Annotated in this window: 21 protein-coding genes; 13 read left to right on the forward strand and 8 right to left on the reverse strand. The window is 52.1% G+C overall.

Translation table 11 applies throughout. The annotated features are described in order from the left end of the window. Nucleotides 1–180: 180 nt before the first annotated feature. From EZM41_RS07580 to EZM41_RS07605, 6 genes are read left to right on the forward strand one after another with little or no spacing between them, the layout of a single operon-like run. The gene (locus tag EZM41_RS07580) at nt 181–1,098 is read left to right on the forward strand and encodes an ABC transporter permease (protein WP_198470511.1); all 918 of its coding nucleotides are present in this window, start codon (nt 181–183) and stop codon (nt 1,096–1,098) included. After that, entirely contained in the window at nt 1,091–1,948 is an 858-nt protein-coding gene (locus EZM41_RS07585) for an ABC transporter permease (protein ID WP_198470512.1), read from the forward strand. Before EZM41_RS07580 ends, EZM41_RS07585 begins: the two co-directional genes overlap by 8 nt. 4 nt (nt 1,949–1,952) lie before the next feature. After that, the gene (locus tag EZM41_RS07590; RefSeq protein ID WP_198470513.1) at nt 1,953–2,921 is read left to right on the forward strand and encodes an ABC transporter ATP-binding protein; all 969 of its coding nucleotides are present in this window, start codon (nt 1,953–1,955) and stop codon (nt 2,919–2,921) included. Next, on the forward strand, nt 2,905–3,876 hold the full coding sequence (locus EZM41_RS07595) for an ABC transporter ATP-binding protein (RefSeq protein ID WP_198470514.1): 972 nt from the start codon (nt 2,905–2,907) through the stop codon (nt 3,874–3,876). The genes EZM41_RS07590 and EZM41_RS07595 overlap by 17 nt, the downstream gene beginning before the upstream one ends. A 37-nt stretch (nt 3,877–3,913) precedes the next feature. Next, nucleotides 3,914–5,023 carry a beta-aspartyl-peptidase gene (gene iadA, locus EZM41_RS07600; protein ID WP_198470515.1) on the forward strand — a complete coding sequence of 370 codons (1,110 nt, stop codon included), beginning with the start codon at nt 3,914–3,916 and terminating at the stop codon, nt 5,021–5,023. A 53-nt stretch (nt 5,024–5,076) separates the two neighbouring features. Then, complete coding sequence (locus EZM41_RS07605) at nt 5,077–6,636, forward strand: glutathione ABC transporter substrate-binding protein (RefSeq protein ID WP_198470516.1); 1,560 nt, start codon at nt 5,077–5,079, stop codon at nt 6,634–6,636. A gap of 83 nt (nt 6,637–6,719) precedes the next feature. Here the strand turns inward: EZM41_RS07605 and EZM41_RS07610 are convergent, their stop codons facing one another. The 7 genes from EZM41_RS07610 to EZM41_RS07640 form a co-directional block, all read right to left on the reverse strand. Continuing rightward, nucleotides 6,720–8,102, reverse strand: coding sequence for a PTS galactitol transporter subunit IIC (locus EZM41_RS07610; RefSeq protein ID WP_198470517.1), 1,383 nt, complete (start codon nt 8,100–8,102; stop codon nt 6,720–6,722). A gap of 24 nt (nt 8,103–8,126) precedes the next feature. Further along, nucleotides 8,127–8,726 carry a class II aldolase/adducin family protein gene (locus EZM41_RS07615; RefSeq protein WP_198470518.1) on the reverse strand — a complete coding sequence of 200 codons (600 nt, stop codon included), beginning with the start codon at nt 8,724–8,726 and terminating at the stop codon, nt 8,127–8,129. Between the two features lie 41 nt (nt 8,727–8,767). Further along, nucleotides 8,768–9,061: a PTS sugar transporter subunit IIB gene (locus EZM41_RS07620; RefSeq protein ID WP_198470519.1), complete on the reverse strand. Its 294-nt coding sequence runs from the start codon at nt 9,059–9,061 to the stop codon at nt 8,768–8,770. Between the two features lie 14 nt (nt 9,062–9,075). Continuing rightward, nucleotides 9,076–9,549 carry a PTS sugar transporter subunit IIA gene (locus tag EZM41_RS07625; protein WP_198470520.1) on the reverse strand — a complete coding sequence of 158 codons (474 nt, stop codon included), beginning with the start codon at nt 9,547–9,549 and terminating at the stop codon, nt 9,076–9,078. Between the two features lie 75 nt (nt 9,550–9,624). Continuing rightward, nucleotides 9,625–10,107, reverse strand: coding sequence for an NUDIX domain-containing protein (locus tag EZM41_RS07630; protein ID WP_198470521.1), 483 nt, complete (start codon nt 10,105–10,107; stop codon nt 9,625–9,627). Then, nucleotides 10,100–11,944 (reverse strand): TRAP transporter permease, encoded by a 1,845-nt coding sequence (locus tag EZM41_RS07635; RefSeq protein WP_198470522.1) that lies wholly within the window; start codon nt 11,942–11,944, stop codon nt 10,100–10,102. Before EZM41_RS07635 ends, EZM41_RS07630 begins: the two co-directional genes overlap by 8 nt. 50 nt (nt 11,945–11,994) lie before the next feature. Beyond that, on the reverse strand, nt 11,995–12,951 hold the full coding sequence (locus tag EZM41_RS07640; protein WP_198470523.1) for a TAXI family TRAP transporter solute-binding subunit: 957 nt from the start codon (nt 12,949–12,951) through the stop codon (nt 11,995–11,997). Nucleotides 12,952–13,087: 136 nt separating this feature from the next. On the opposite strand from EZM41_RS07640, the gene EZM41_RS07645 reads away from it, so the two are divergent. Then, nucleotides 13,088–13,681 carry a molybdopterin-dependent oxidoreductase gene (locus EZM41_RS07645; protein ID WP_198470524.1) on the forward strand — a complete coding sequence of 198 codons (594 nt, stop codon included), beginning with the start codon at nt 13,088–13,090 and terminating at the stop codon, nt 13,679–13,681. Here EZM41_RS07645 and EZM41_RS07650 read toward each other — a convergent pair. Beyond that, on the reverse strand, nt 13,678–14,850 hold the full coding sequence (locus tag EZM41_RS07650) for a UxaA family hydrolase (RefSeq protein WP_198470525.1): 1,173 nt from the start codon (nt 14,848–14,850) through the stop codon (nt 13,678–13,680). The two genes, EZM41_RS07645 and EZM41_RS07650, sit on opposite strands and share 4 nt — an antisense overlap. Nucleotides 14,851–15,059: 209 nt before the next feature. On the opposite strand from EZM41_RS07650, the gene EZM41_RS07655 reads away from it, so the two are divergent. The 6 genes from EZM41_RS07655 (at nt 15,060) to EZM41_RS07680 (ending at nt 20,971) form a co-directional block, all read left to right on the forward strand. Further along, nucleotides 15,060–15,734, forward strand: a complete 675-nt coding sequence (locus EZM41_RS07655; RefSeq protein ID WP_198470526.1) for a bifunctional 2-keto-4-hydroxyglutarate aldolase/2-keto-3-deoxy-6-phosphogluconate aldolase — start codon at nt 15,060–15,062, stop codon at nt 15,732–15,734. A 33-nt stretch (nt 15,735–15,767) separates the two neighbouring features. Then, a complete protein-coding gene (locus tag EZM41_RS07660) occupies nt 15,768–16,796 on the forward strand; it encodes a sugar kinase (RefSeq protein ID WP_198470527.1) in 1,029 nt (342 codons plus the stop codon). A 136-nt stretch (nt 16,797–16,932) separates the two neighbouring features. After that, a complete protein-coding gene (locus tag EZM41_RS07665; protein ID WP_198470528.1) occupies nt 16,933–18,036 on the forward strand; it encodes a mandelate racemase/muconate lactonizing enzyme family protein in 1,104 nt (367 codons plus the stop codon). A gap of 47 nt (nt 18,037–18,083) precedes the next feature. Then, on the forward strand, nt 18,084–19,100 hold the full coding sequence (locus EZM41_RS07670; protein ID WP_198470529.1) for a TRAP transporter substrate-binding protein: 1,017 nt from the start codon (nt 18,084–18,086) through the stop codon (nt 19,098–19,100). Between the two features lie 108 nt (nt 19,101–19,208). Next, entirely contained in the window at nt 19,209–19,697 is a 489-nt protein-coding gene (locus EZM41_RS07675) for a TRAP transporter small permease (RefSeq protein WP_198470530.1), read from the forward strand. After that, nucleotides 19,694–20,971, forward strand: a complete 1,278-nt coding sequence (locus tag EZM41_RS07680) for a TRAP transporter large permease (RefSeq protein WP_198470531.1) — start codon at nt 19,694–19,696, stop codon at nt 20,969–20,971. Before EZM41_RS07675 ends, EZM41_RS07680 begins: the two co-directional genes overlap by 4 nt. Nucleotides 20,972–20,984 lie beyond the last annotated feature (13 nt).

Consider the following 20,984-nt stretch of genomic DNA (forward strand, 5'->3'; position numbering starts at 1 on the left):
ATATAATTAACACCTCAAACACCCGAATGGCGATGCCTGAGGTGGATGTAATTTTACGTTCTGAATGATGCCTGAGCTCGTAAAATGTTTAGTTGTGCACCCGATAGTTCTTAAAAGTAATTTACTTGCATAAATGACGTAACTACAAAGAGGAAACCAGGGAGAACTTAAGAGGGCTAAATGGTAAAGTTCGTCGTTAGAAGACTTATATTGCTCGTTCCAGTCCTCATAGGCGTCTCTGTCATCGCCTTTCTCATGTTGCATTTGGCGCCTGGAGACCCAGCAGAGCTTTTGGCAGGGCTTGAGGCCTCAGCAGAGGACGTAGCCGCCCTGCGAACTCGATTTGGCCTGGATAAGCCCCTTTTCGTCCAATACTTCATGTTTTTGAAGGGCCTCTTCGATGGCAGTCTTGTATCTCTCAAATACGAGACGCCTGCAGCGAGCGTCATCTTCCCCAGAATTTTAAACACCCTAAAGCTCGCTTGCGCCAGCATCGTCGTAGCTGTAGCTGTGGGGATGATCGCCGGGATAGTCTCTGCCGTCCGCCGCCATTCTCTCGTGGACTATGTTTCGACTACGCTGGCCCTCCTCGGCGTCTCAATGCCGGTCTTCTGGTGGGGGCTCATATTGATCATGATATTTTCCGTATACTTAAGGTGGCTTCCGTCTGGCGGCATGGGTGGCTTAAGATATTTGGTCCTCCCTGCGATTGTGTTGGGCACCGCCTCCGCTGGGGTTATAGCTCGCATGACACGCTCCAGTATGATGGAAGTTTTAAAGCAAGATTACATAACGGCGGCTAAGGCGAAGGGTCTACCCGAAAGGCTTGTGATCTACCGCCATGCCCTGAGAAATGCCTTGATACCCACAGTCACAGTAATTGGGCTCGAATTTGGCTATATGTTGGCGGGGGCGGTGCTGACCGAAACGGTCTTCTCATGGCCCGGCGTGGGACGCCTGATCGTCGATTCTATCCTGGCCAGGGATTATCCAATGGTGCAGGCCTCCCTTGTTTTGGTGGCCGGTTTATTCGTGCTGGTCAACCTGGGCGTAGATGTGCTATATGCCCTCTTGGACCCGAGGATCCGCTATGACTAAAGGGACTACAAAGCGCCCCGCCCACGCCGCCTGGCGTCGCCTGAAAAAGAACAAAATTGCCATAGCTGGGCTTTTCATCGTAGCTCTCTATATCGCATGTGCCATTTTTGCTCCTTATATATCTCCGCATGACCCCACGAAACAGAGCCTAAAGGATAGCTTCCTTGCGCCGAGCAGTGGGCACCTTTTGGGCTGCGACGAGTTCGGCAGGGATATACTCTCCCGGATCATCTGGGGTGCACGAATATCGCTTTTGATCCAGGTGAGCTCCGTCATTGTGGCACTCCTTGTGGGAATCTCCCTCGGCGCCCTCGGTGGATATTTTGGCGGCAAGCTCGACGAACTTATCATGCGCTTCATGGACATACTGCTCGCATTTCCTGGGATGCTTTTGGCGTTGGCCATTGTCGCAATGATCGGTCCCAGCGTGAGGAATCTCGTCGTCGCGATTGGTATCTACTCTGTCCCGCAATTTGCCCGCATCACCAGGGGGGCAGTGCTGGCCGTCAGCGCAAATGAGTACGTCCTCGGGGCGAAGGCCATAGGCGAAAGCGACTTATCCGTGATCGTTCGGTATGTCCTCCCCAACGCCCTTTCTCCCATAATCGTCCAGACGACGCTCCGCATGGCTACGGTGCTCCTAACGGCTTCCGGCCTGGGCTTTTTGGGGTTAGGGGTGCAGCCTCCCAACCCGGAGTGGGGCACGATGCTCTCCAGCGCTCGAATGTATCTGCGATCAGCCCCTCATGTGGCCATCTTTCCCGGCCTTGCCATCATGATTACGGTGCTCGGCTTCAACTTCCTCGGTGACGGTCTGCAAGACGCCTTAAACCCGAGGCTCAAGGAGTAGGACAATGGGGTCGCTGCTTGAAGTGAAAGACTTAGCCACATATTTTTACACCGACGGGGGAATCGTGAAGGCGCTCGACGGCGTTTCCTTCTCCATAGACGAAGGAGAGATTCTCGGCCTCGTTGGGGAGACGGGTTGCGGTAAATCTGTGACGGCCACCTCGATCATGGGACTCATCCCCTCTCCCCCCGGTAAAGTCGTGCGAGGGAGTATTTTCTTCAACGGAAGAGAGCTGCTATCGCTGCCGGAGCGCCAGATGCGCCGCATCCGGGGCAGAGAGATCGCCATGATCTTTCAGGATCCAGCAAGCAGTTTGAACCCGGTCTTTAGGGCGGGCTTCCAGGTGGCCGAAGCCATATGGGCGCATCTGAAGACCCCAATCCGTGAGGCCTTGTTGAAGGCTGCAGAGCTCTTCGGCCGCGTCAATATCCCCGACCCGCTTGCGGCGATCTCCCGTTACCCTCACCAGCTTTCGGGCGGCATGAAGCAGCGCGTCATGATAGCAATGGCCCTGTCGCTCAACCCGAAGCTTTTGATAGCGGATGAACCCACCACGGCGCTCGACGTCTCCATCCAGGCCCAGATCTTGAGCCTGATAAAAAGGCTCCAGAGAGATTATGGGAGCAGCGTGCTCTTGATCTCTCACGACCTCGGCGTGATTTCCACGATGGCCCACAGAGTGGCCGTCATGTATTCCGGTTTGATCGTGGAACAGGGAATAGCGGAAGATCTCTTCCAAAAACCTCTGCACCCATACACGCAAGGACTGCTTGCGGCCATCCCGAGAGTAGATAAGGATAAAAGCGAACTCGCCGTCATAGAAGGTACACTGCCAGACCCTACAAACCCTCCTGCGGGGTGTTGCTTTCATCCGCGCTGCCCTTGGGTGATGAAGATATGCGAGGCCGAGAGGCCTCCGCTTAAAACTGTAGAGCCCAAACATATGGTGGCTTGTCATGCCTACGCTGATTAGCGCAGAAAAAGTGCTCAAGTATTTTCCCATAGGAGGAGGCATTCTCACATCGAGGCCCACCGGATGGGTGAGGGCCGTGGACGGCGTCTCTCTGTCCGTGGAAAGAGGCAGAACTTTGGGCCTTGTGGGGGAATCCGGAAGCGGCAAGTCCACCACAGGGTTGTTGCTCTTGGGTTTGTTAAAGCCGTCAGGCGGAAGGATCATCTTTGAAGGCGAAACGCTCGAAGAGCTTTTGAGGAGAAACCCTCGGCATTTCAGAAGGCGGGCTCAGATAGTCTTTCAAAATCCCTTCGCCTCACTCAACCCGCGCATGACCGTCAAAGATATCGTCGGGAGGGGGATGAAGCTCCACGGCCTCGTAAAAAGCGACGAAGAGCTCGCTGAACGAGTGGCAGCGCTGCTTTTAGAGGTGGGACTCAAGGAGGAGCACTTGAGCCGTTATCCGCATGAGTTTTCCGGCGGCCAGAGGCAGCGCATAGCCATCGCTCGAGCCCTCGCCTTAAACCCCGAGTTTGTCGTCCTGGACGAGCCCACGAGCGCGCTCGACGTATCGGTGCAGGCTCAGATATTGAACCTGCTTAAAGGGCTTCAGCAGTCGCGAGGGCTTTCATATCTCTTCATTTCCCACAACTTGGCCGTCGTGAGGCACATGAGCCACGAGGTAGCTGTGATGTATCTGGGTAAGGTTATGGAGAGCGCCTCCAAGGATAGCCTCTTTTCCAACCCCCTACATCCTTATACGCAGGCGCTTTTGAAGAGCATCCCAAAGATAGCCTTTCCTCCTGAGGATATAGAAAAGAAGGTCATAGAGGGAGATATCCCGAGTCCTGTGAACCCGCCTTCAGGGTGCCCCTTCAACCCGCGCTGCCATAGGGCTGCCGATATTTGCAGAACAGAGATGCCGGATTTCAGAGAAGTGATGCCCGGCCACTGGGTCGCCTGTCATTTGGTTTGAAGTCTAATTTGGAATCTTACAAGGGGAGGGGAGTAGCATGTTGTTATTGAAAGGAGCCCGCACCTTCGCGCCCCAAGATCTGGGCAGCGTGGACATACTGGTTGGCGCCGATAAAGTGTTGGCCATAGAAAACGGCATGGGACCCATGCCCGTGGAAGTGGAAACGCTCAACTTGTCTAACTTCGTCCTCGCGCCCGGCCTTATAGACCTTCATGTGCATTTCGCCGGAGCGGGTGGCGAGGGAGGGCCGCTCTTCAGGGCTGAACCTTTGAACGCATCTTCACTTCTCGAATCCGGCATAACCACTGCCGTGGGCCTTTTGGGGACGGATGGTTACGCCAGGAACGTCATGGAGGTGCTGCAGAAGGCCTATGCATTGGAAGCTCAAGGGGTATCGACGTATATATACACGGGGTCATATAAGATACCATCGGTGACGATCACCGGAGACGTGGCCGTGGATATCATGGCCGTGGAGAAGGTGTTGGGGTTGAAGATTGCAATAGCCGATCACCGCTCATCTCATCCCACGGTCGAAGAATTTGTACGCCTCGCCTCGCAAGTGCGCGTGGCCGGGATCTTGAGCGGCAAGGTGGGGATATTCCACTTGCACGTCGGCACCTGTCCAGATCCTCTTTTCCTTGTGCGAGAGACGAACAAAAGGACCTCAATCCCGCTGTATCACTTCCTCCCGACCCATATGAATAGAAACGAGACCGTGTTGGAGGAGGCGCTGAAGTTCGCCCTCGAAGGGGGAAACGTGGACTTTACGGCCATAAGCGACATGAAGCGCCCTCAAGCTCATGAAGCCGTATCGAAGCTCCTCGAAGCCAGCGTGCCGCTTGACCGCATTACCGTAAGCTCTGACGCAGGGGGGAGCTCGCCGCTCTTCGATTCTGATGGGCGCCTGTTAGATGTAAAGATAACTACGCCGCAAAACCTCATGGCCCAGTTTTTGCAACTTCTCGATGCGATCGGGCCGGAAAAAGCGCTCACCGTCTTTTCGACAAATCCGGCTAAAAGGTTGGGACTTCGCCACAAGGGGAAGATAGAGGAAGGCTTCGACGCGGACTTTCTAATCTTCGACGACGCTTGGAGCTTGAGGGGCGTCATAGCCAAGGGCAGACTGGTTTGGGGTAAAATATAAACAATCGGTTCACAAGACCGTTTAAAAACTGTTTTAAAAAGGGGGAGTAAGAAATGAAGCGTTGGGTTATCGCGTTATCTGTAATGCTCGCTTTCTTCGTAGTGGCACCCTCAGGTGCAATGGCAGCCATGAAGCTCGTTGTGGGACAAGGGGTTGAACCGGTGGCGTTAGACCCCGCCGACGTGACAGATAATCCGTCGGAGGAGGTTTGTCACCATATCTACGAAGGGCTTATAGGTTTCGATGAAAATATGAACATCATCCCAAAGCTCGCAACGGATTGGAGCGTTTCCGAGGATGGCAAAACGTGGACGTTCAACCTGAAGAAGGGCGTCAAGTTCCACTCCGGGGCCGACTTTAACGCCGAGGCAGTTAAAAAAAGCTTCGATCGCATCCTTGCGGGCGGACTTAAAAGGAGTTCTCTTTATAAACCCGTCATCGGCGAAGTGAAGGTCGTAGACGATTACACCGTGCAGTTCATCCTCCCGGAATCGTTTGGTCCGTTCCTCCACACACTATGCCATACCGCCGGCTTGATTGTGGACCCCAGCTTGATCGATGCCAAGGCAGATGTAAGGCGAAAACCCTCCGGCACCGGGCCGTTCAAGTTCAAAGAGTGGGCTGTCGGCGATCAAATAAAACTTGCAGCCTTCGACGGTTACCATGGAGGCAAAGCAAAGCTCGATGAGCTCGTATTTAAGGTTGTGCCGGAGGACGCATCGCGCACGATGATGCTTGAGACAGGCGAGCTCGACGTGGCCGAAAGAATTTCTCCCTTCGACATCGAGCGGCTCAAGGCCAACAAAGACCTGGTGGTCGAAATTGCCCCATCCCTCCGCGTCATCTATATAGGCATGAACTGCCAAAAAGGGGTCACAAAAGATGTTTTGGTGCGCCGTGCCTTTAACCACGCCATCGACAAGAAGGCCATCTGCGACAACATATTAAAAGGAATGGGCGTGCCGACTGATACCCCCATGTCCCCGAAGACCAACGGCTATGCTGAAGTTACAGGTTACCCTTATGATCCCAAAAAAGCCAAAGAGCTTCTTGCCGAGGCTGGGTGGAAGGATGCAGACGGCGATGGTATCCTCGAAAAAGATGGCCAAAAGCTCTCTGTGAACCTTATGACGCCCCATGGCCGCTACTTGATGGATTATAAGGTCGCAGAGGCGGTGCAGGCTTACCTTAAAGAGATCGGCGTCGACGCAAAGCTCGTCACGATGGAATGGGGCACATATATTGCAACGTTATCTAAACCCTTAGGGGAAAATAACGTGGATATGTACTTGTTAGGCTGGTCCCCGTCGACGGGGGACGCCGATTGGGCACTTCGTCCGTTGTTCCATTCAGCCAACTGGGCTCCCAATGACAACTATAGCTTCTACAAGAACCCCAAGGTCGACGAGCTCATAGAGGCTGGCATGCGCACTGTGGACACGGAAAAGCGCAAAGAAATCTACAAAGAAGCTCAGGAGCTGATCGTGGAGGATGCCCCCTGGATCACTTTATACTGGATGAACAACGTGACAGGTTACTGGAATTACGTGAAGGGCTTGAAAATCATCCCGCTTGAAATGACCTTCGCCCATCAAGCCTACGTAGAGCGCTAAAACTTCTTTTAGAGAGCGCAAACGGGGGTCAACTGACCCCCGTTTGCGATATTTCAAATGTTATTGCCCTTCAGATGCTCTTCCTATTCAGTTTCTTCTGCCTCTTCCAGCGCACCTGCGGCCCTTTCCCAAGTCTTGCGATTGCGCCTAAATAGGTAAGCGAGCCCCAAACCGATCAAGAATAGCACCAATGCTCCAAACCAGCTCAGGCGCATGAGCTGCACCATAACCCACGTAAGCAGGTTTGACCCGTCGCAGATGGAGGAGATCATCGTAGCGCCGCTCGGCATCTCGAATTGTGCGGCCCTGGCGGCCTCGGTAAAGAGAGGAGCCATGTGGGTTCCCACCATAAGCCCGACGGCAATGATTATCGTGCCTATGATGACGGTCTTTAGGATATTGCCCCTGGTGATGGGGATGGTCATGACGACCATGAAGGGAAGCACTGCGAGGTCTACGGCCAAGAGTATCCTGTTCTGAGGTATGAGGATCATCAGGACGATCGCTATGGGTACCAAGATCATAGCAGAAGCGATGGCTGCCGGATCCCCGACCGCTATGGCGGAGTCCAGACCTATGTAGAATTTCCTCTGAGATGCCCTGGTCTTCATGAAGTCGCGCACGCCCTCGGATATGGGTATCAGGCCGTCCATGAGGATGGCCACCATCTTGGGGAATATATACATGACGCCGGCCATGGCTACGCCGAGCTTTAAGACGTTAAACCAGGCGTTGGCCGTGCCCAGGGTTTGCAAATTGCCCAAGATGCCCACCACGAAGCCCAAGATGAGCCCGATTATCACAGGGTCACCGAGGAAGCCCCATTTTTTGCTTATGGCCTCCGGGTCTGCCTGAACTTTGTCCAAATGCATCTTGTCGAGAAGCCAGTTTATGGGTATGGCGATGGGCACGGCTGCGGCGGAGAAGCCGTGGGGGAGCGATATGCCGGGGAGCTTATAGTATTGCTGTACCGCTGGCGCCGTCCAATCCCCCAACACAAGGACTATCATGGCATTTAGGGCGGCCACCGTTATGCCGAGCCAGACGTTTCCCGTCATGGCGTGGACGAGTCCGCCTGTGAAGGCGAAGTGCCAGTAGTTCCACACGTCCACGTTGACCGTATCGGTCAGGCGTAGCACATACATGATCACGTTAACCAACACCACCACCGGAATGATGAAGAGGCCAATCCTGCCGGCGAAGGCGATGGCAGCGGCAGCCGGCCACCCCACGTCCAAGATCGGCAAATTCACGCCTGCGGCCTCTACCATCTTTCCAGCCGCAGGTGCCAGGTTGTTCAGGAAAAATCCCAAAATGAGGTTTATGCCGATAAACCCTATGCCTATCACTACAGCAGATCTGAATGCCCGTTGGGCTGGAATGCGGAAAAAGAGCGCCAGGATGAAGATCACGATGGGAAGCAATACCGTTACGCCTAAAGCATTGACTATCTCGTTAAGGGACATCTCGTATCGCTCCTTTTGTTTCAGTTATTTTTTAAATTGTTGCACAATAACTGCCATGCGACAAGCATCTTCCAGGTATTGAGCGAGGTAAAAGGCGGAATGGAGATCGCTTCCGACGGTGACATTGCCGTGGTCGGCCAAGAGTGCGGCCATAACGTTGGGGCTTCTGAAGGCATTTTCTACGAGGGAGGCGAGTTCTGCCGAGCCGGCAGGGGCTTTCGGTATCAAAGCCATTTTGTCCTTCAGGTATGCCCTCGACGTTGCCGTTAGGAGCGGAGGGAGCTTTTGTAAGTGCGCAAAGGCCGTCGTGTAGGGCGGATGAAGGTGCACTACGGCTCCCACGCCCTCCCTTGCTCCGTAGATGGCCGCGTGGAAGAGGACTTCTGTCGAGGGGCGTGCGGCGGTCTCTTCTGCTATATTTCCGTCCATGTCGACCAAAACCGTGTCCTTTTCCGTCATGTTTCCCATAGAAGCCCCTGTGGCCTTTATGAGGATCTTGCCGCTTCCAACACGGACGCTGATGTTACCACTCGTGCCCAGGGTAAGCCCTAAGGCGTAAGCCTCCCTACAAACGCCTATCAACCTCTCCCTCAATGCCTGCATGGCGTTGCAATCTCCCGACATGTAAATCTCCTTCACTTTTCGCGCTTGCCGCACCGTGCGGCCTATTGTTCTATGCCGAGTTTCTGCAATATCTCTTTCACTGCGTCATCCTCACCTACGCCCGTGAGAAAAGCCAACCCCCTAACGGAAGGGACGTTTATATCCTTCGGGATGGGCGTTGTAGCCACTATCAGGTCGACGCCGTCCAGGTTGCTTCGTATTTCAGCGGCTTTGCATTGCCTGGTTTCTACCGCTATCCCTCGCTTGCTCAGCAATTCCTCCACCTTTTTTGCCACCACCGTCGACGTGGCTATGGCTGTCCCGCAGACTACGAGTATGCGTTTTTTATTGGCCAAGGTTTTATCCCTCCTTACTCAGATTCTGAAAGGTTCTCTTTGAGGATCTTTGCGATTTCTTTAGCGGTGGATGCGCTATAGATAGACGACATAAAAGAAGCATCTCCGAACTTCCTCGCCAGCTTCGAAAGGAATTTTATATACCCCTGTGGGTCGAGCACGGCCAGCAGAAACACGACGTGCACAGGGATCTTTTTCTCCGGCTCGTCCATCTTGCCGAAATTGACAGGTCTTTTGAGCGTGGCCACTGCCATGCCTGCGGCGTTTACGTATTTTGCGTCTGTGTGGGGTATGGCGACGTTTATTTCGCCCACCTGTAAACCCGTCGGGAATCCCATTTCCCTTTCCACCACGGCGTCGGCGAAGTCAGCCTTGACCACTCCCTTCTCTATTAACTTTGAGGCAAGAAAGCGAATAACGCCTATGTTATCTTCAAACTCCACGCTCGGAAAGATGAGTTCTTCTTTTGCCAGTTCGGCGAAGTCCACTGCGCACGCCCCTTTTCTTAGAGTTTAATTCATTTTAAATGTTAGGCTATCCTCCATCTTCAGTCAACGAGCTTTTTATAGGTAAGCGATATGAGATGCCGCAATTCTGCCTCGCTCGTCTATGCGGATCGAGCCCTCGAAGACCCTCCCTTCTCCGCCATATACGAGCGGAGCGATGAGGGTATAAAAAGGGCTGATCCCTTCCTTGGCGAGGCTTCCTTTTGTATTGCACCACTCTATTTCACCCTCAGAACTCGGCGTGAGCGAGCCCGAGAAGGAACTGGACTTGAAATAGAAAGAGATGTTGTCGTGATGAGAAGTCTCGGAAACGTTAGTCACTATACCCGCCAGCGCCATTCTTTCGAGGATGAACCCGGTCTCCTCGTAAAGCTCCCTTGCGCATGCTTCGGATAGGCTTTCGCCCCTTTCCTTCTTTCCTCCCGGCACGGTCCACTGCCCTTGGTAAGGAGGGTTTCCCCTACTTATGAGGAGCACATCATCCCCTTTTATCAGAAAACAGAACACTATAGCTACGTTAAAAGCATATTCTTCAAACACTCTTTTCCAACTCCTTGCCGCCCTTGAAATAGGCGAGGGAACCTGCTACGACTCCGACGGGCCATATCCAAATGGTCGGCGAAAAGATCATGATGCCTGCGGCTACAAGGACTGCCCTCCGTGCCAATCCGAGTTCAGACCTCAGGTAACCCATGAACCCCGCCGATAAAGCCGTTAAGGCCAAAGCTAACTTCGCAAAATGCACAATGGCTTCCAGGGGTGACCCCAACAGGAGCAAGCTTGGGGCGTAGGCGAAATAGAAGGGTAAGATAAAAATGGCGAAACTGAGCTTGAGGGCCATCTTTGCCGTCTTTATCCAATCGGCGTCGGCCATGCCGGATGCGATGAAGACAGCGCCGCAAACCGGTGGCGTCACGGCCGACAGTATCGCTAAATAGAAGACGAACATGTGAGCCACCAAAGGATACAAGCCCATCTCTACCAGCACGGGCCCGGCCACCACGACAGCTACGGTGTAGGCGGCTGTAGTTGGAACTTCCATCCCCAATATGGTGCTCGTTATTGCTGCGAGGAGAAGGGCCAAAAAGAGGCTGTTTTCGCTTAAAGATAGCAATCCGGAACTTGCCTTTACTCCAAGACCGGTGAAAGCAATTGTGGCGATTATTATCTGAGCACAAGCGCAAATGCTCGCTATGAACGCAGCCTGTCGTGCGCCGTTGAGCACCGCCTGTTTGAGCTTATTGAGCGCATGCGGCAGATCCAACCTCCATCCCTCGTCAAAAGCCATAAGGGGTAGCGTCGAAAGCAGGGCCCCAAAAGCGGCGTATTGCGGCGTGCGGCCCTCGAGCAAAAAGTAGAGCAGGACGCAAAACGGAGCGAAGAAGAAACCGCTCGCTTTTAGCGTATCTTTCCAACTCGGGAGTTCTTCTTCGGGCAAACCTCTGAAACCCTCCCTGAGAGAGTAAAAATGGACTCCCATCCAAGCCGCAAAGAAGTAGAGGATGGCCGGCAGGGCTGCGCTCGCGACGATCTTTATGTATGGTGTTTCTATAAGTTCGGCCATGACGAAGGCGCCCGCTCCCATGATGGGTGGCATGATCTGCCCGCCAGTGCTCGCCACCGCCTCCACGGCGGCGGCGAACTCCGGCTTATAACCCAGTCTTTTCATCATGGGTATGGTGAAAACGCCTGTGGAGGCCACATTGGCGCTTGCACTGCCCGATACAGAGCCAAAGAGGGCGCTCGAAACGACCGCTACCTTTGCCGGCCCGCCCACATATCGCCCAGCCAGGCGCAGGGATATCTTCATGAAGCCGGCCCCGCCGCCGCTATAGACGATAAAACTCCCCAAGAATACGAAAATGGCTATGGTGTTGGCGCTCACTCCCAAAAGCTGCCCCCATATACCGCCCGTGGTCAAATAAAACATGCCGCCCAATGTGGAGAGGCTGTATGGCGGGTGGCCAAAATATCCCGGTATAAGGTGTCCGAATAGCGCATATAACAAGGTAGCCAGGGCTATTAGTGGGAGGGCTGGGCGAACCGCTCTTCTCGCTGCCTCGAGTATCAAGGCCACCAGAAGGAACCCCATGAGGACCTGTACATGCCCCTTAGGTATGCCGTATTGCTCCATAATGTCGCTGTAATTGAAGAAGGCGTATAGGCATAAGGTAATCCCAAGCACCGTAAGGCTTGAGTCCAAAACCCAGCGCTTACGACTTCGACCGCTTCCGCCCAAAAAGATCAGCACGAAGGCCAGCGACAGGTGTATGGCCCTCTCCTTGATGTCGGGCATGAAGGCGTATACAGGCAAAATGACCTGATATATCGCGAAGGCTGCCGAAGCGATTGCCGCTATCCACTTAGCAGTGCGCAAGAGCCAATATCCCCCTCTATGTGACCGTGCACGAGCTGCGGCGCTATTTTTTACTTGAGAGACTCTGCTACCGCAAACCCTATTTCCTCATAATAGCGCAGGGCGCCAGGGTGAAGCTTGGCCACCAGAAGGTTTACATCCTCCATTTGGATCAGCTTCATGGCCGGATGGGCCTTCTCCCAAACATCTCTATTCTCCCAGAAGGCTTTGGTTATCTTATATGCTACTTCCTCTGAGAGGTCGGCAGTTGTGTAAGCGCCGACTATTTCACCTATGGTCTTAACGTCGTAGTCTACGCCTTTATATGTCCCCGCCGGTATGATGCGGCGGGCGAATGACTCCGAGACTTTCTCGTAATCGGCGTCTTCCAGCTCCAAGAGCCTGATGGGCGTCGTAGCCGCGATCTCCGAGATCATGCCGGCTGGCACAGAACTCGACGTGGCGAATCCTACAGCTCTATTATTTTTGACCGCCTGAACGCCTTCGTTCAGATCTACCAATACGAGCGTCACTTTGTCTTTGATCCCGATCGCGCCGAATACGCGTTCTGTAACCTTAACCCCTGCGCTTCCGGCACCGCCTGGAATGAAGCGCTTACCCACCAAGTCTCTTAAGGTTTTTACGCCGCTGTCCTCGCGGACGACCCAGTGCATCACTATGCCGGGAAGCGGCCAGAGCGTCCTAATTTTTTCGTATCCTCCTTCGCTGAAATCCCCCTTGCCTTGGATGGCGTCAGAGATTAGAGTCGTCGGCGATGTAAAGATGAAGTTCTCGCGGACTTTGCTCTCTTTGACGTTGGCCATAGAGCCGGGGCTCTCCTCTACCGTTATTTCCACATCCGGCGACCCGGCCATGATCGCATTAGCCTGACCCACGGCGAAAGCGTAGTAGGTGGAAGCCTGTCTTGCGCTCTTCAATATCAGGCGCACCTTCTCCTCACCGTGAGACGGGAGGGCTAACGAGCCCGCTAAACCTGCCACCAACAATAAAAGCCATACCTTCCTCATCAGTCTCTCCTCCTTGCACTTGGATTCGGTATCGTTATTATAGCTATTCTATGCACCTCTCGGTCAAACCCTCGAGTTGCCTCGTTGTGAGTCTTGTCCTCATAGCTTACAATTCTACAAGAAGGGGGGATCGCCTGTGGACGAGAGGATGGTCGAAAGCCCGGACACGAAAAGAAAGGTCAGAGTTCCTCCGGGGCAATACGTGACAGAGAATCTGCCCGTCTTACATTTGGGCTATGTTCCGGAGGTCAGCCGAGAGGCATGGAAGTTGAGACTTTGGGGGCTCGTGGAAGAGGAAAAGGCGCTCTCCTTCGAGGAATTCGTCTCCCTTCCTCGGGTTAAGGTGCATTCCGATATCCACTGCGTCACGGGTTGGTCTAAGCTCGATTGCCTGTGGGAGGGCGTTAGCGCACTTGTCCTAAAAGACCTGGTTAAGGTTTTGCCGGAGGCCCGCTTCGCCTTGGTTCACTCCGCTGACGGCTACTCGACGAACCTCCATCTGGAAGACCTCTTTCAAGAGGATGTGCTTTTAGCCACGCATCTTAACGGTAAACCGCTGCCGCGCGAATACGGTGGGCCTGTAAGGCTCGTAGTGCCGCGCCTCTACTTCTGGAAGAGCGCCAAATGGATCACCGGAGTTGAGTTTATCGCAGAGGAAACCTTAGGTTATTGGGAGAACAGGGGCTATCATCCTCACGGCGACCCATGGAAAGAGGAGCGCTACGGTTAGACGACCGGCCCGAAGGCGCAGATACCTATGCTCCTGTCGTAGCGCAGCCGCTCTGCGGCCACAGGCTTGCCTGAGGCGACCTCGAGCGCTTCTTTCGCGATAACCTCGCCGATCTCTTGAATGGAGCGCTCTCCCAAGGTTATGCCGCTCGCGTCTATGTCTATGTGCTCTCGCATCTTGGCCACCTTGTTGGGATTCCCCGCCACCTTTATCACCGGCACCAAGGGAAAGCCTTGTGGCGCGCCTCCGCCCGTCGTAAATATTATTACGTTAGCCCCTGCGGCAGCGAGGCCGGTTAGGATTTCGCTCTCTTTTCCTGGAGAGTCAAGAATGTAAAGCCCCGCGTCATTTATGCGCTCGCCATAGCCAAGCACGTCTTTTATGGGTTTCGTGCCGGATTTTACTATGGCGCCGAGCGCCTTTTCCTCTATGGTGGAAAGCCCGCCTTCGATGTTGCCTGTAGTGGGCTGTGAACCCCGCAGGTCCACTCCCACGCGCAGGATTCTCTCTTCGTATTGCGCGACTATCCTCTGCAGTTTCTGCCTCGTCTCGTCGTTTACGCACCTTTTGAGCAAGATATGCTCAGCGCCGAAGAACTCGGGCGTTTCGCCGAATACCACAGATCCTCCCCAATCTAATGTGATATCGACGGCTTTTCCCGCGGCTGGGTTGGCCGCTATGCCGGATGTGGTGTCTGAAGAGCCGCATTTTACGCCGAGTCGGATCTCACTCGCCGGGCGAGGCACCCTTTTTTGATTAAATAGCGCCTCTTCCATTTGAGAGACAATCCTTCGACCTTCTACTACCGCTTTTGTCATCCCTCCGCTGCCGTGGATTGTCAGCTTCTCGACCCGCCTGCCGCCGGCTTTTATGCCCTCGTAAACTGCCTGAAGATCTGTGGATTCGCACCCCAAGCCTACGAGCAGCGCCGCCCCCACGTTTGGATTAAGTCCCAACCCTATCAAGGTTTTGGTGACCATCTCAAGATCCGGTTTGAGTTGCCCGCAGCCGCTGTTGTGCAACAATGGGCGGCACAGCGTAAACCCTTCGGCTATATCCGCGGCCACTTCGTTAGCGCAGAAGACCGTGGGAATTATGGCTACGTAATTTCTTGTGCCTACGGTCCCGTCTTCCCTTTTATACCCTAAAAACATTGGCGCCTTCATCATCCTATCCCCTCCTACCGGCTTATTATATTCTACCGCTGTCAAGCGGCGCTTTGGCTGAAAACCCGTGAGCTTTTTCGATCGGAAAACGAGCTGGGCCAGTTTCCTATTGACACGGAGGAAAGGGTCTGTGTATTATAATCTCGCTGTTTCATATTTAAGATATAGTTTTTACTAAATGAAACAATCATTGATCAGGAGGTGGCGCAAAATTGAGCATTAAAAAGTACGAGATACTCCAGAAGATACACGAAAAGGGCATCGTCGCCATCGTCAGGGCAAAAGACGCGGAGACCGGTTCGAAGTTGGCCGATGCCATCTTCGAGGGAGGTATTCCGGCCGTCGAGGTCGCGATGACTGTGCCAAACGCCATCGAAATCATGAGAGAGATGGCCAAGGCCTATGGCAGTAAGGGGTTGATATTGGGCGCTGGGACTGTGCTCGATCCTGAGACCGCGCGGCAGTGTATATTGGCGGGGGCCGAATATATTGTGGCTCCCAATTTGAACGAAGACGTTGTGAAACTGTGCAACCGCTACGCTGTGCCATGCATGCCAGGTGTAGGAAGCGTCACAGAGCTGTTGCGCGCCCTTGAGCTCGGCGTCGACGTTGTGAAGGTCTTCCCCGGTGAGGTGCTCGGCCCCAATTTCGTCAAGGCAGTCTTGGGGCCCGTCCCGTATGCCAAGATGATGCCCACCGGAGGGGTATCGCCTGACAATTTGGACGAGTGGTTTAAGGCCGGGGCTTTCGCCGTCGGCATGGGGTCGGCACTGACTAAGCCCGGGGGTGTTGAAGGCAACTATGAGGCCGTGAAGCGCACGGCTAAGGAAGTCGTGGAGAAGATCGCCGAGATCAAAAAGAAACTCGGTGCCAAAAGCTCTAAATAGGTGCTTTAAATTTTAAGCAAGGAGGCGAAAAGCATGGCCAAAATAGTGACATTTGGAGAGATTATGTTGCGCCTTTCCCCTCCGGATCACGAAGTGATCTTGCAGAGCCCTGTCTTTGAGGCCACGTTCGGCGGAGCCGAAGCCAATGTGGCAGTGTCGCTCGCAAACCTTGGCGAAGATGTGAGTTACGTCACCGCTGTCCCGGCGAATCCGCTTGGCGATGCCATGGTGCGGGAAGTGCGCAAGTTCGGCGTATGCACACGCCACGTTAAGCGGAGCGGCGAGAGGCTCGGCATCTACTTCACCGAGAAGGGTGCCTGCATGCGACCCTCCAAAGTGGTTTACGACAGGGCGCACTCTTCTATAGCCGAGGTAAAGCCTGGAGATTTTGATTGGGATGCCATCCTCAATGGGGCTGAGTGGTTCCACATTACTGGCATTACGCCGGCCATAGCCAAAGGCACTGCGGAAGTCGCAATAGAGGCTGTTAAAAAGTGCAAAGAGAAGGGCATCACCGTCTCTTGTGACCTCAATTTCCGAAAGAAATTATGGAAATGGGGAAAGAGCGCTCCCGAGGTGATGGGGGAGATCGTGCGATACGCAGATCTTGCCGTCGGCAACGAAGAGGATTGCCAGCATTCGTTGGGCATCCAGGCGGATATAGACGTAACTAAAGGCGAACTCGATGTAGAGCAATATAAAAAACTCACCGATAAGGTCTTGAAGACTTTTCCTGACCTTAAGCGCATTGCCATAACCTTAAGAGAGAGCCACAGCGCTGATGACAACGACTGGTCAGCCATCCTGGCCGACAGAGAAAACTTTTATGTCAGCAGGAAATATCCCATAAGAGACATTGTGGATCGTGTGGGCGGTGGCGACGCCTTCGCTGCGGGCTTGATCTACGGCCTCAGGAATCTATCTTCCCCAAAAGAGGCGCTCGAATTCGCTGTGGCCTTCTCCGCTTTGAAGCACACTATACCTGGCGACTTTAATTACGCGTCCAAGGAGGATGCCTTCACCCTTATGAAGGGGGATGTGAGTGGCCGCGTCCAGCGTTAAATAGCGATCGAGTTTAGGTGAAGGGGCCCGATGCGATCTTGGTCGGCTCCGTAGGCGCTCGGCTCGAAGGGTTGTAGTCGGGCGCCGAGTGGAGCTTTCGGATAAAGGCCTTGTGTGCCGAGAAAGGATAGCGCCTATGAAGATAAAAGAAGCTACGACGGGCCTTTACAGAGTCCCGTTGCGAAACCCCCACGCAGACGCGACGCATGGCCATATGAACCAGGTTGAGCTCGTAATCGTTAAGCTCTTTACCGACGTAGGGATTGAGGCATCCGGCTACGCCTACACCATAGGCAGAGGCGGCGCTGCCATAAAGGCGTTGATCGATCAAGAGCTCATACTTCTCCTCTTGAGCGAAGATCCCAGATACGTAGAAAACTTGTGGGAAAAGATGTGGTGGCAACTCCACTGGGTCGGCAGAGGCGGAGTTGCCACTTTTGCTATAAGTGCTGTAGATATGGCGCTTTGGGATGCGATAGCGAAGGCATCCGGCCAACCCTTAGGTGCTATTTTGGGCTTGCATAGGGATAGGGTGCCGGTCTACGGGAGCGGCGTAGACTTGAATTTGACGCTGGACGAACTCCTTGAGGAAGTCGGGCGCTTCGTGGAGCGCGGCTTTACCGCGGTAAAAATAAAGGTGGGCAAAGACGACCCGGAAGAGGACATAGAAAGGGTTAACGCCGTTAGAAAGCTCCTCGATAGCATGAGAGGAAAGGGACGTATAGCTCTCATGGTCGACGCCAACATGAGATGGGATGTGCCAAAGGCCATCACAATGGGGAGGGAGTTTGAGAAGCTCGGCGTGTTGTGGCTTGAAGAGCCGCTTGTCCCCGACGACGTGGAAGGTCACGCCAAAGTGGCAGAGGCCCTTTCTATGGCTGTTGCGGCCGGCGAGAACTTGCATTCCAAATACGAGTTTAAGCGCTACATTTCCGCAAGTGCGCTCGACATAGTCCAGCCCGATGTCGTCACGCTGGGAGGCATAACGGAATGGCTCAAAGTGGCCGCCATCGCTGAAGCGTGGAACCTGCCTGTGGCCACCCATTTCGCTGACGAGATCCACGTGCACCTGCTCTGTGCTATACCGAACGCCATGTATCTTGAGCACCACGCATACAGGCTCGACGACTACCTGACAAACCCTCTCGTCTTGAAGGACGGATATGCTTTTCTGCCCGATGTGCCCGGCCACGGCGTCTACTTCAACGAAGCCCAACTCGCTCCACATGTAGTAAACTAATATAGTTTATGGTTATAAATCTTAGTTAATGGGGAGGGGTAGGAAACATGAAAAGATCAAAAGTAGCAAGTGTAATATTCATTGTCGCACTATTTCTGATTCTATCTACAGAAGGCATAGGTTTGTGTCAGCAGAAGACGTATCACTGGAGAATAGGGTTTAATACCGTTGAAGGCTCTGTACGTGACGTGGCAGCAAAGGAATTTAGGAGGATAGTATCCGAGAGGACGAATGGGCAGGTTAAGGTAGATATCTTCCCAGGCGAAATTCTCGGGACCGAGCAAGAGATGATAGAGGCTGTCATGGTAGGCGCCCTTGATATTCAACTATCTGGCGGAGGTTCTATGCAAAATCTCATTCCGGAATTTGCTGCATCCGCGCTTCCGTTTGTGGTTCACAATTTCGAAGAAGCATATGCCTTACTCGATGGGCCTTGGGGTGACAAGCTAAAAGCATTAGCGGAAGAGCGCAATTTAAAGATATTATCGTTTTGTGATTTAGGATTTGCGCAAATAACCAATAGCAAACGTCCTATTTATACGCCAGATGATTTAAAAGGCGTCAAAATGCGCAGCCCTAACGAACCAGTTTCCATAGAAACCTTTAAAGCCCTAGGGGCTGCTGTGTCTACGCTGCCTTTTAGCGAAGTTTATCTTGCTTTAGCACAAAAAGTAGTTGATGGACAATTTAATCCACTTGATGCAATATGGGATTCTAAGTTTTATGAAGTTCAAGACTACTTAGCTATAATTAATATATTCTACTATAATGTTAATTTTATGATGAACAAAGCCTTGTGGGACAGCCTATCTGATGATCTTCAGAATATAGTTCAAGAGGCTGCATATGCTGCCAGAGATGTCTCTCGCGAATTTTCACAGGCTAAGCATGCAGAGATGTTGGAGAAACTTAGGCCACATTTCAAGGAAATTACCTATCCAGATCCAGCTTTATTTCAACAAAAGATTGCACCTTTATACCAAGGTACATTTGCAAATATTGTTCCAAAATATGCTATAGATAGCGTTATAAAATTTACAGAAGGTTATAGGAAGAGTAAATAACAGTTATTTCGCACGGTCGGATGTGAATTGTGTTTTTGCACATCCGACCGTGCCTGATGATAACAAGATAGGGGCTGATATCAGTTGCGTTCAAGGTGCGCTGTGTTGTTGAGCAAAGCTGGTGTGTGGTTCATTCGCTACGTCAGCATTTTAGTAGAATTGCTTATGGCGATACTTGTTGGAGCAGTGTTTATAGAGGTTGTGATGAGATATCTCTTTAGCCGCCCTATATCTTCAGTGGCAGAGCTGACTCAAGTTTTATTTCCGTGGATGACATTTTTAGCTGCTATTGAGATTACCAAAAATAATGAACATTTGGCTATCACAATATTACGAGATAAACTACCTAGAAAATTAAAGCGCATTAATTTAATTTTTATTAGATTAATAATGATATTCTTCTCGTATTATATGATAAAATCCAGCGTTGAGATATCTATGGCTTCAATTACAATAAGATTAGGAGTATTGCGTTTTTTAACAAGAGCTCACTTGTATTCAGCTATGACAGCGGCATTTATCGGCATTCTTGTAGTTTTGATATATCAAATTCTGTTGTTAATACTTGATAAAGAATCGGAGGAAGTCAGGACATGATATGGGTTATGATAGCTTCTTTTTTATTATTTGTTGCTCTTGGCGTCCCAATAGCTTTTTCAATAGGAGCATCTTCGCTTATATATATTCTTGCCGAAGACATCCCACTTTCTATGATGGCACAAAGGTTTTTTTCTAACACTCAATCTTTTGCTTTTCTTGCTATTCCATATTTTATGTTAATGGGCTCATTTATGGTCAATGCTGGGATTGCACAACGATTGATAAAATTTGCGGACTCTTTGGTGCGCCACTTCCCGGGTGGCTTAGGGTGTGTGTCGGTTGTGACTAACATGGTTATGGCTGGCGTTTCGGGCTCTTCCGTGGCTGATTGTGCTGCCGTTGGCAGTGTATTGATCCCCGAAATGAAGAGGAATGGATATGATGGCAAATTTGCAGCCGCGCTTAATTCTTGTACTTCTGTAGTTGGTATTATCATACCGCCTAGCAGCACGATGATTATCATTTCTTGGTTAACTAATCTCTCAATAGCAAAAATGTTTATGGCAGGTGCAGTGCCCGGTATATTGATCAGTATCTCGTATTTTTTAGTAACAATTTTTATTGCTAAGCGGAGAGGTTATCCTCGGCAGCCTCGCGCTACCGTGAAAGAAATATGGGATGGCATTAAAAGTGCTTCTCTGACTTTGATTTTGCCTATATTTTTAGTTGGAGTTATAGTGCTGGGAATTGCTACCGTTACCGAGGCGGCCGCAGCTTCAGCTGTGTATGCGCTCATTTTGGGTTTATTTGTATATCGCACTTTGGATTTCAAGTTGATAGCTAAATCGCTTAAAGAAGCTGTTATTGGGACTACAACTGTAATGCTCGTCGTGTGTACGTCTTCAGTCTTTACATGGGTGCTCATCAGAGAGGGCATCCCCGTTATGATAGCCAATACCTTGCTGTCGTTGGGCTTGCCCGATTGGGCATTAAAAGTTGTGATGGTATTAATACTGTTTGCAGCGGGAACGGTAATGGATAATGTGCCAAACCTTTTTATTTTCATCCCGATTTTTTTCCCAATAGCAAGTCAGCTTGGGTTTGACCCCATACATTTTTCGATAGTCATTTTGATTTCGCTGGCTTTGGGCTTGTTCACTCCTCCTGTGGGCACAACATTATTCTTATCTTGTCAGCTCGCAGATGTGAAAATTGAAGAAGCTGCAAAAGACTTGGCCCCGTACTTCATTGCGGCTGCGACTATCGTGTTTTTGGTGACCTTTGTGCCTTCTTTAACGTTATGGTTACCTAACGTTATTTTAGGTAAATGAGGAAGTGAGCCAA

It is taken from the genome of Acetomicrobium sp. S15 = DSM 107314 (assembly GCF_016125955.1).
GTDB classification, from domain to species: domain Bacteria; phylum Synergistota; class Synergistia; order Synergistales; family Thermosynergistaceae; genus Thermosynergistes; species Thermosynergistes pyruvativorans.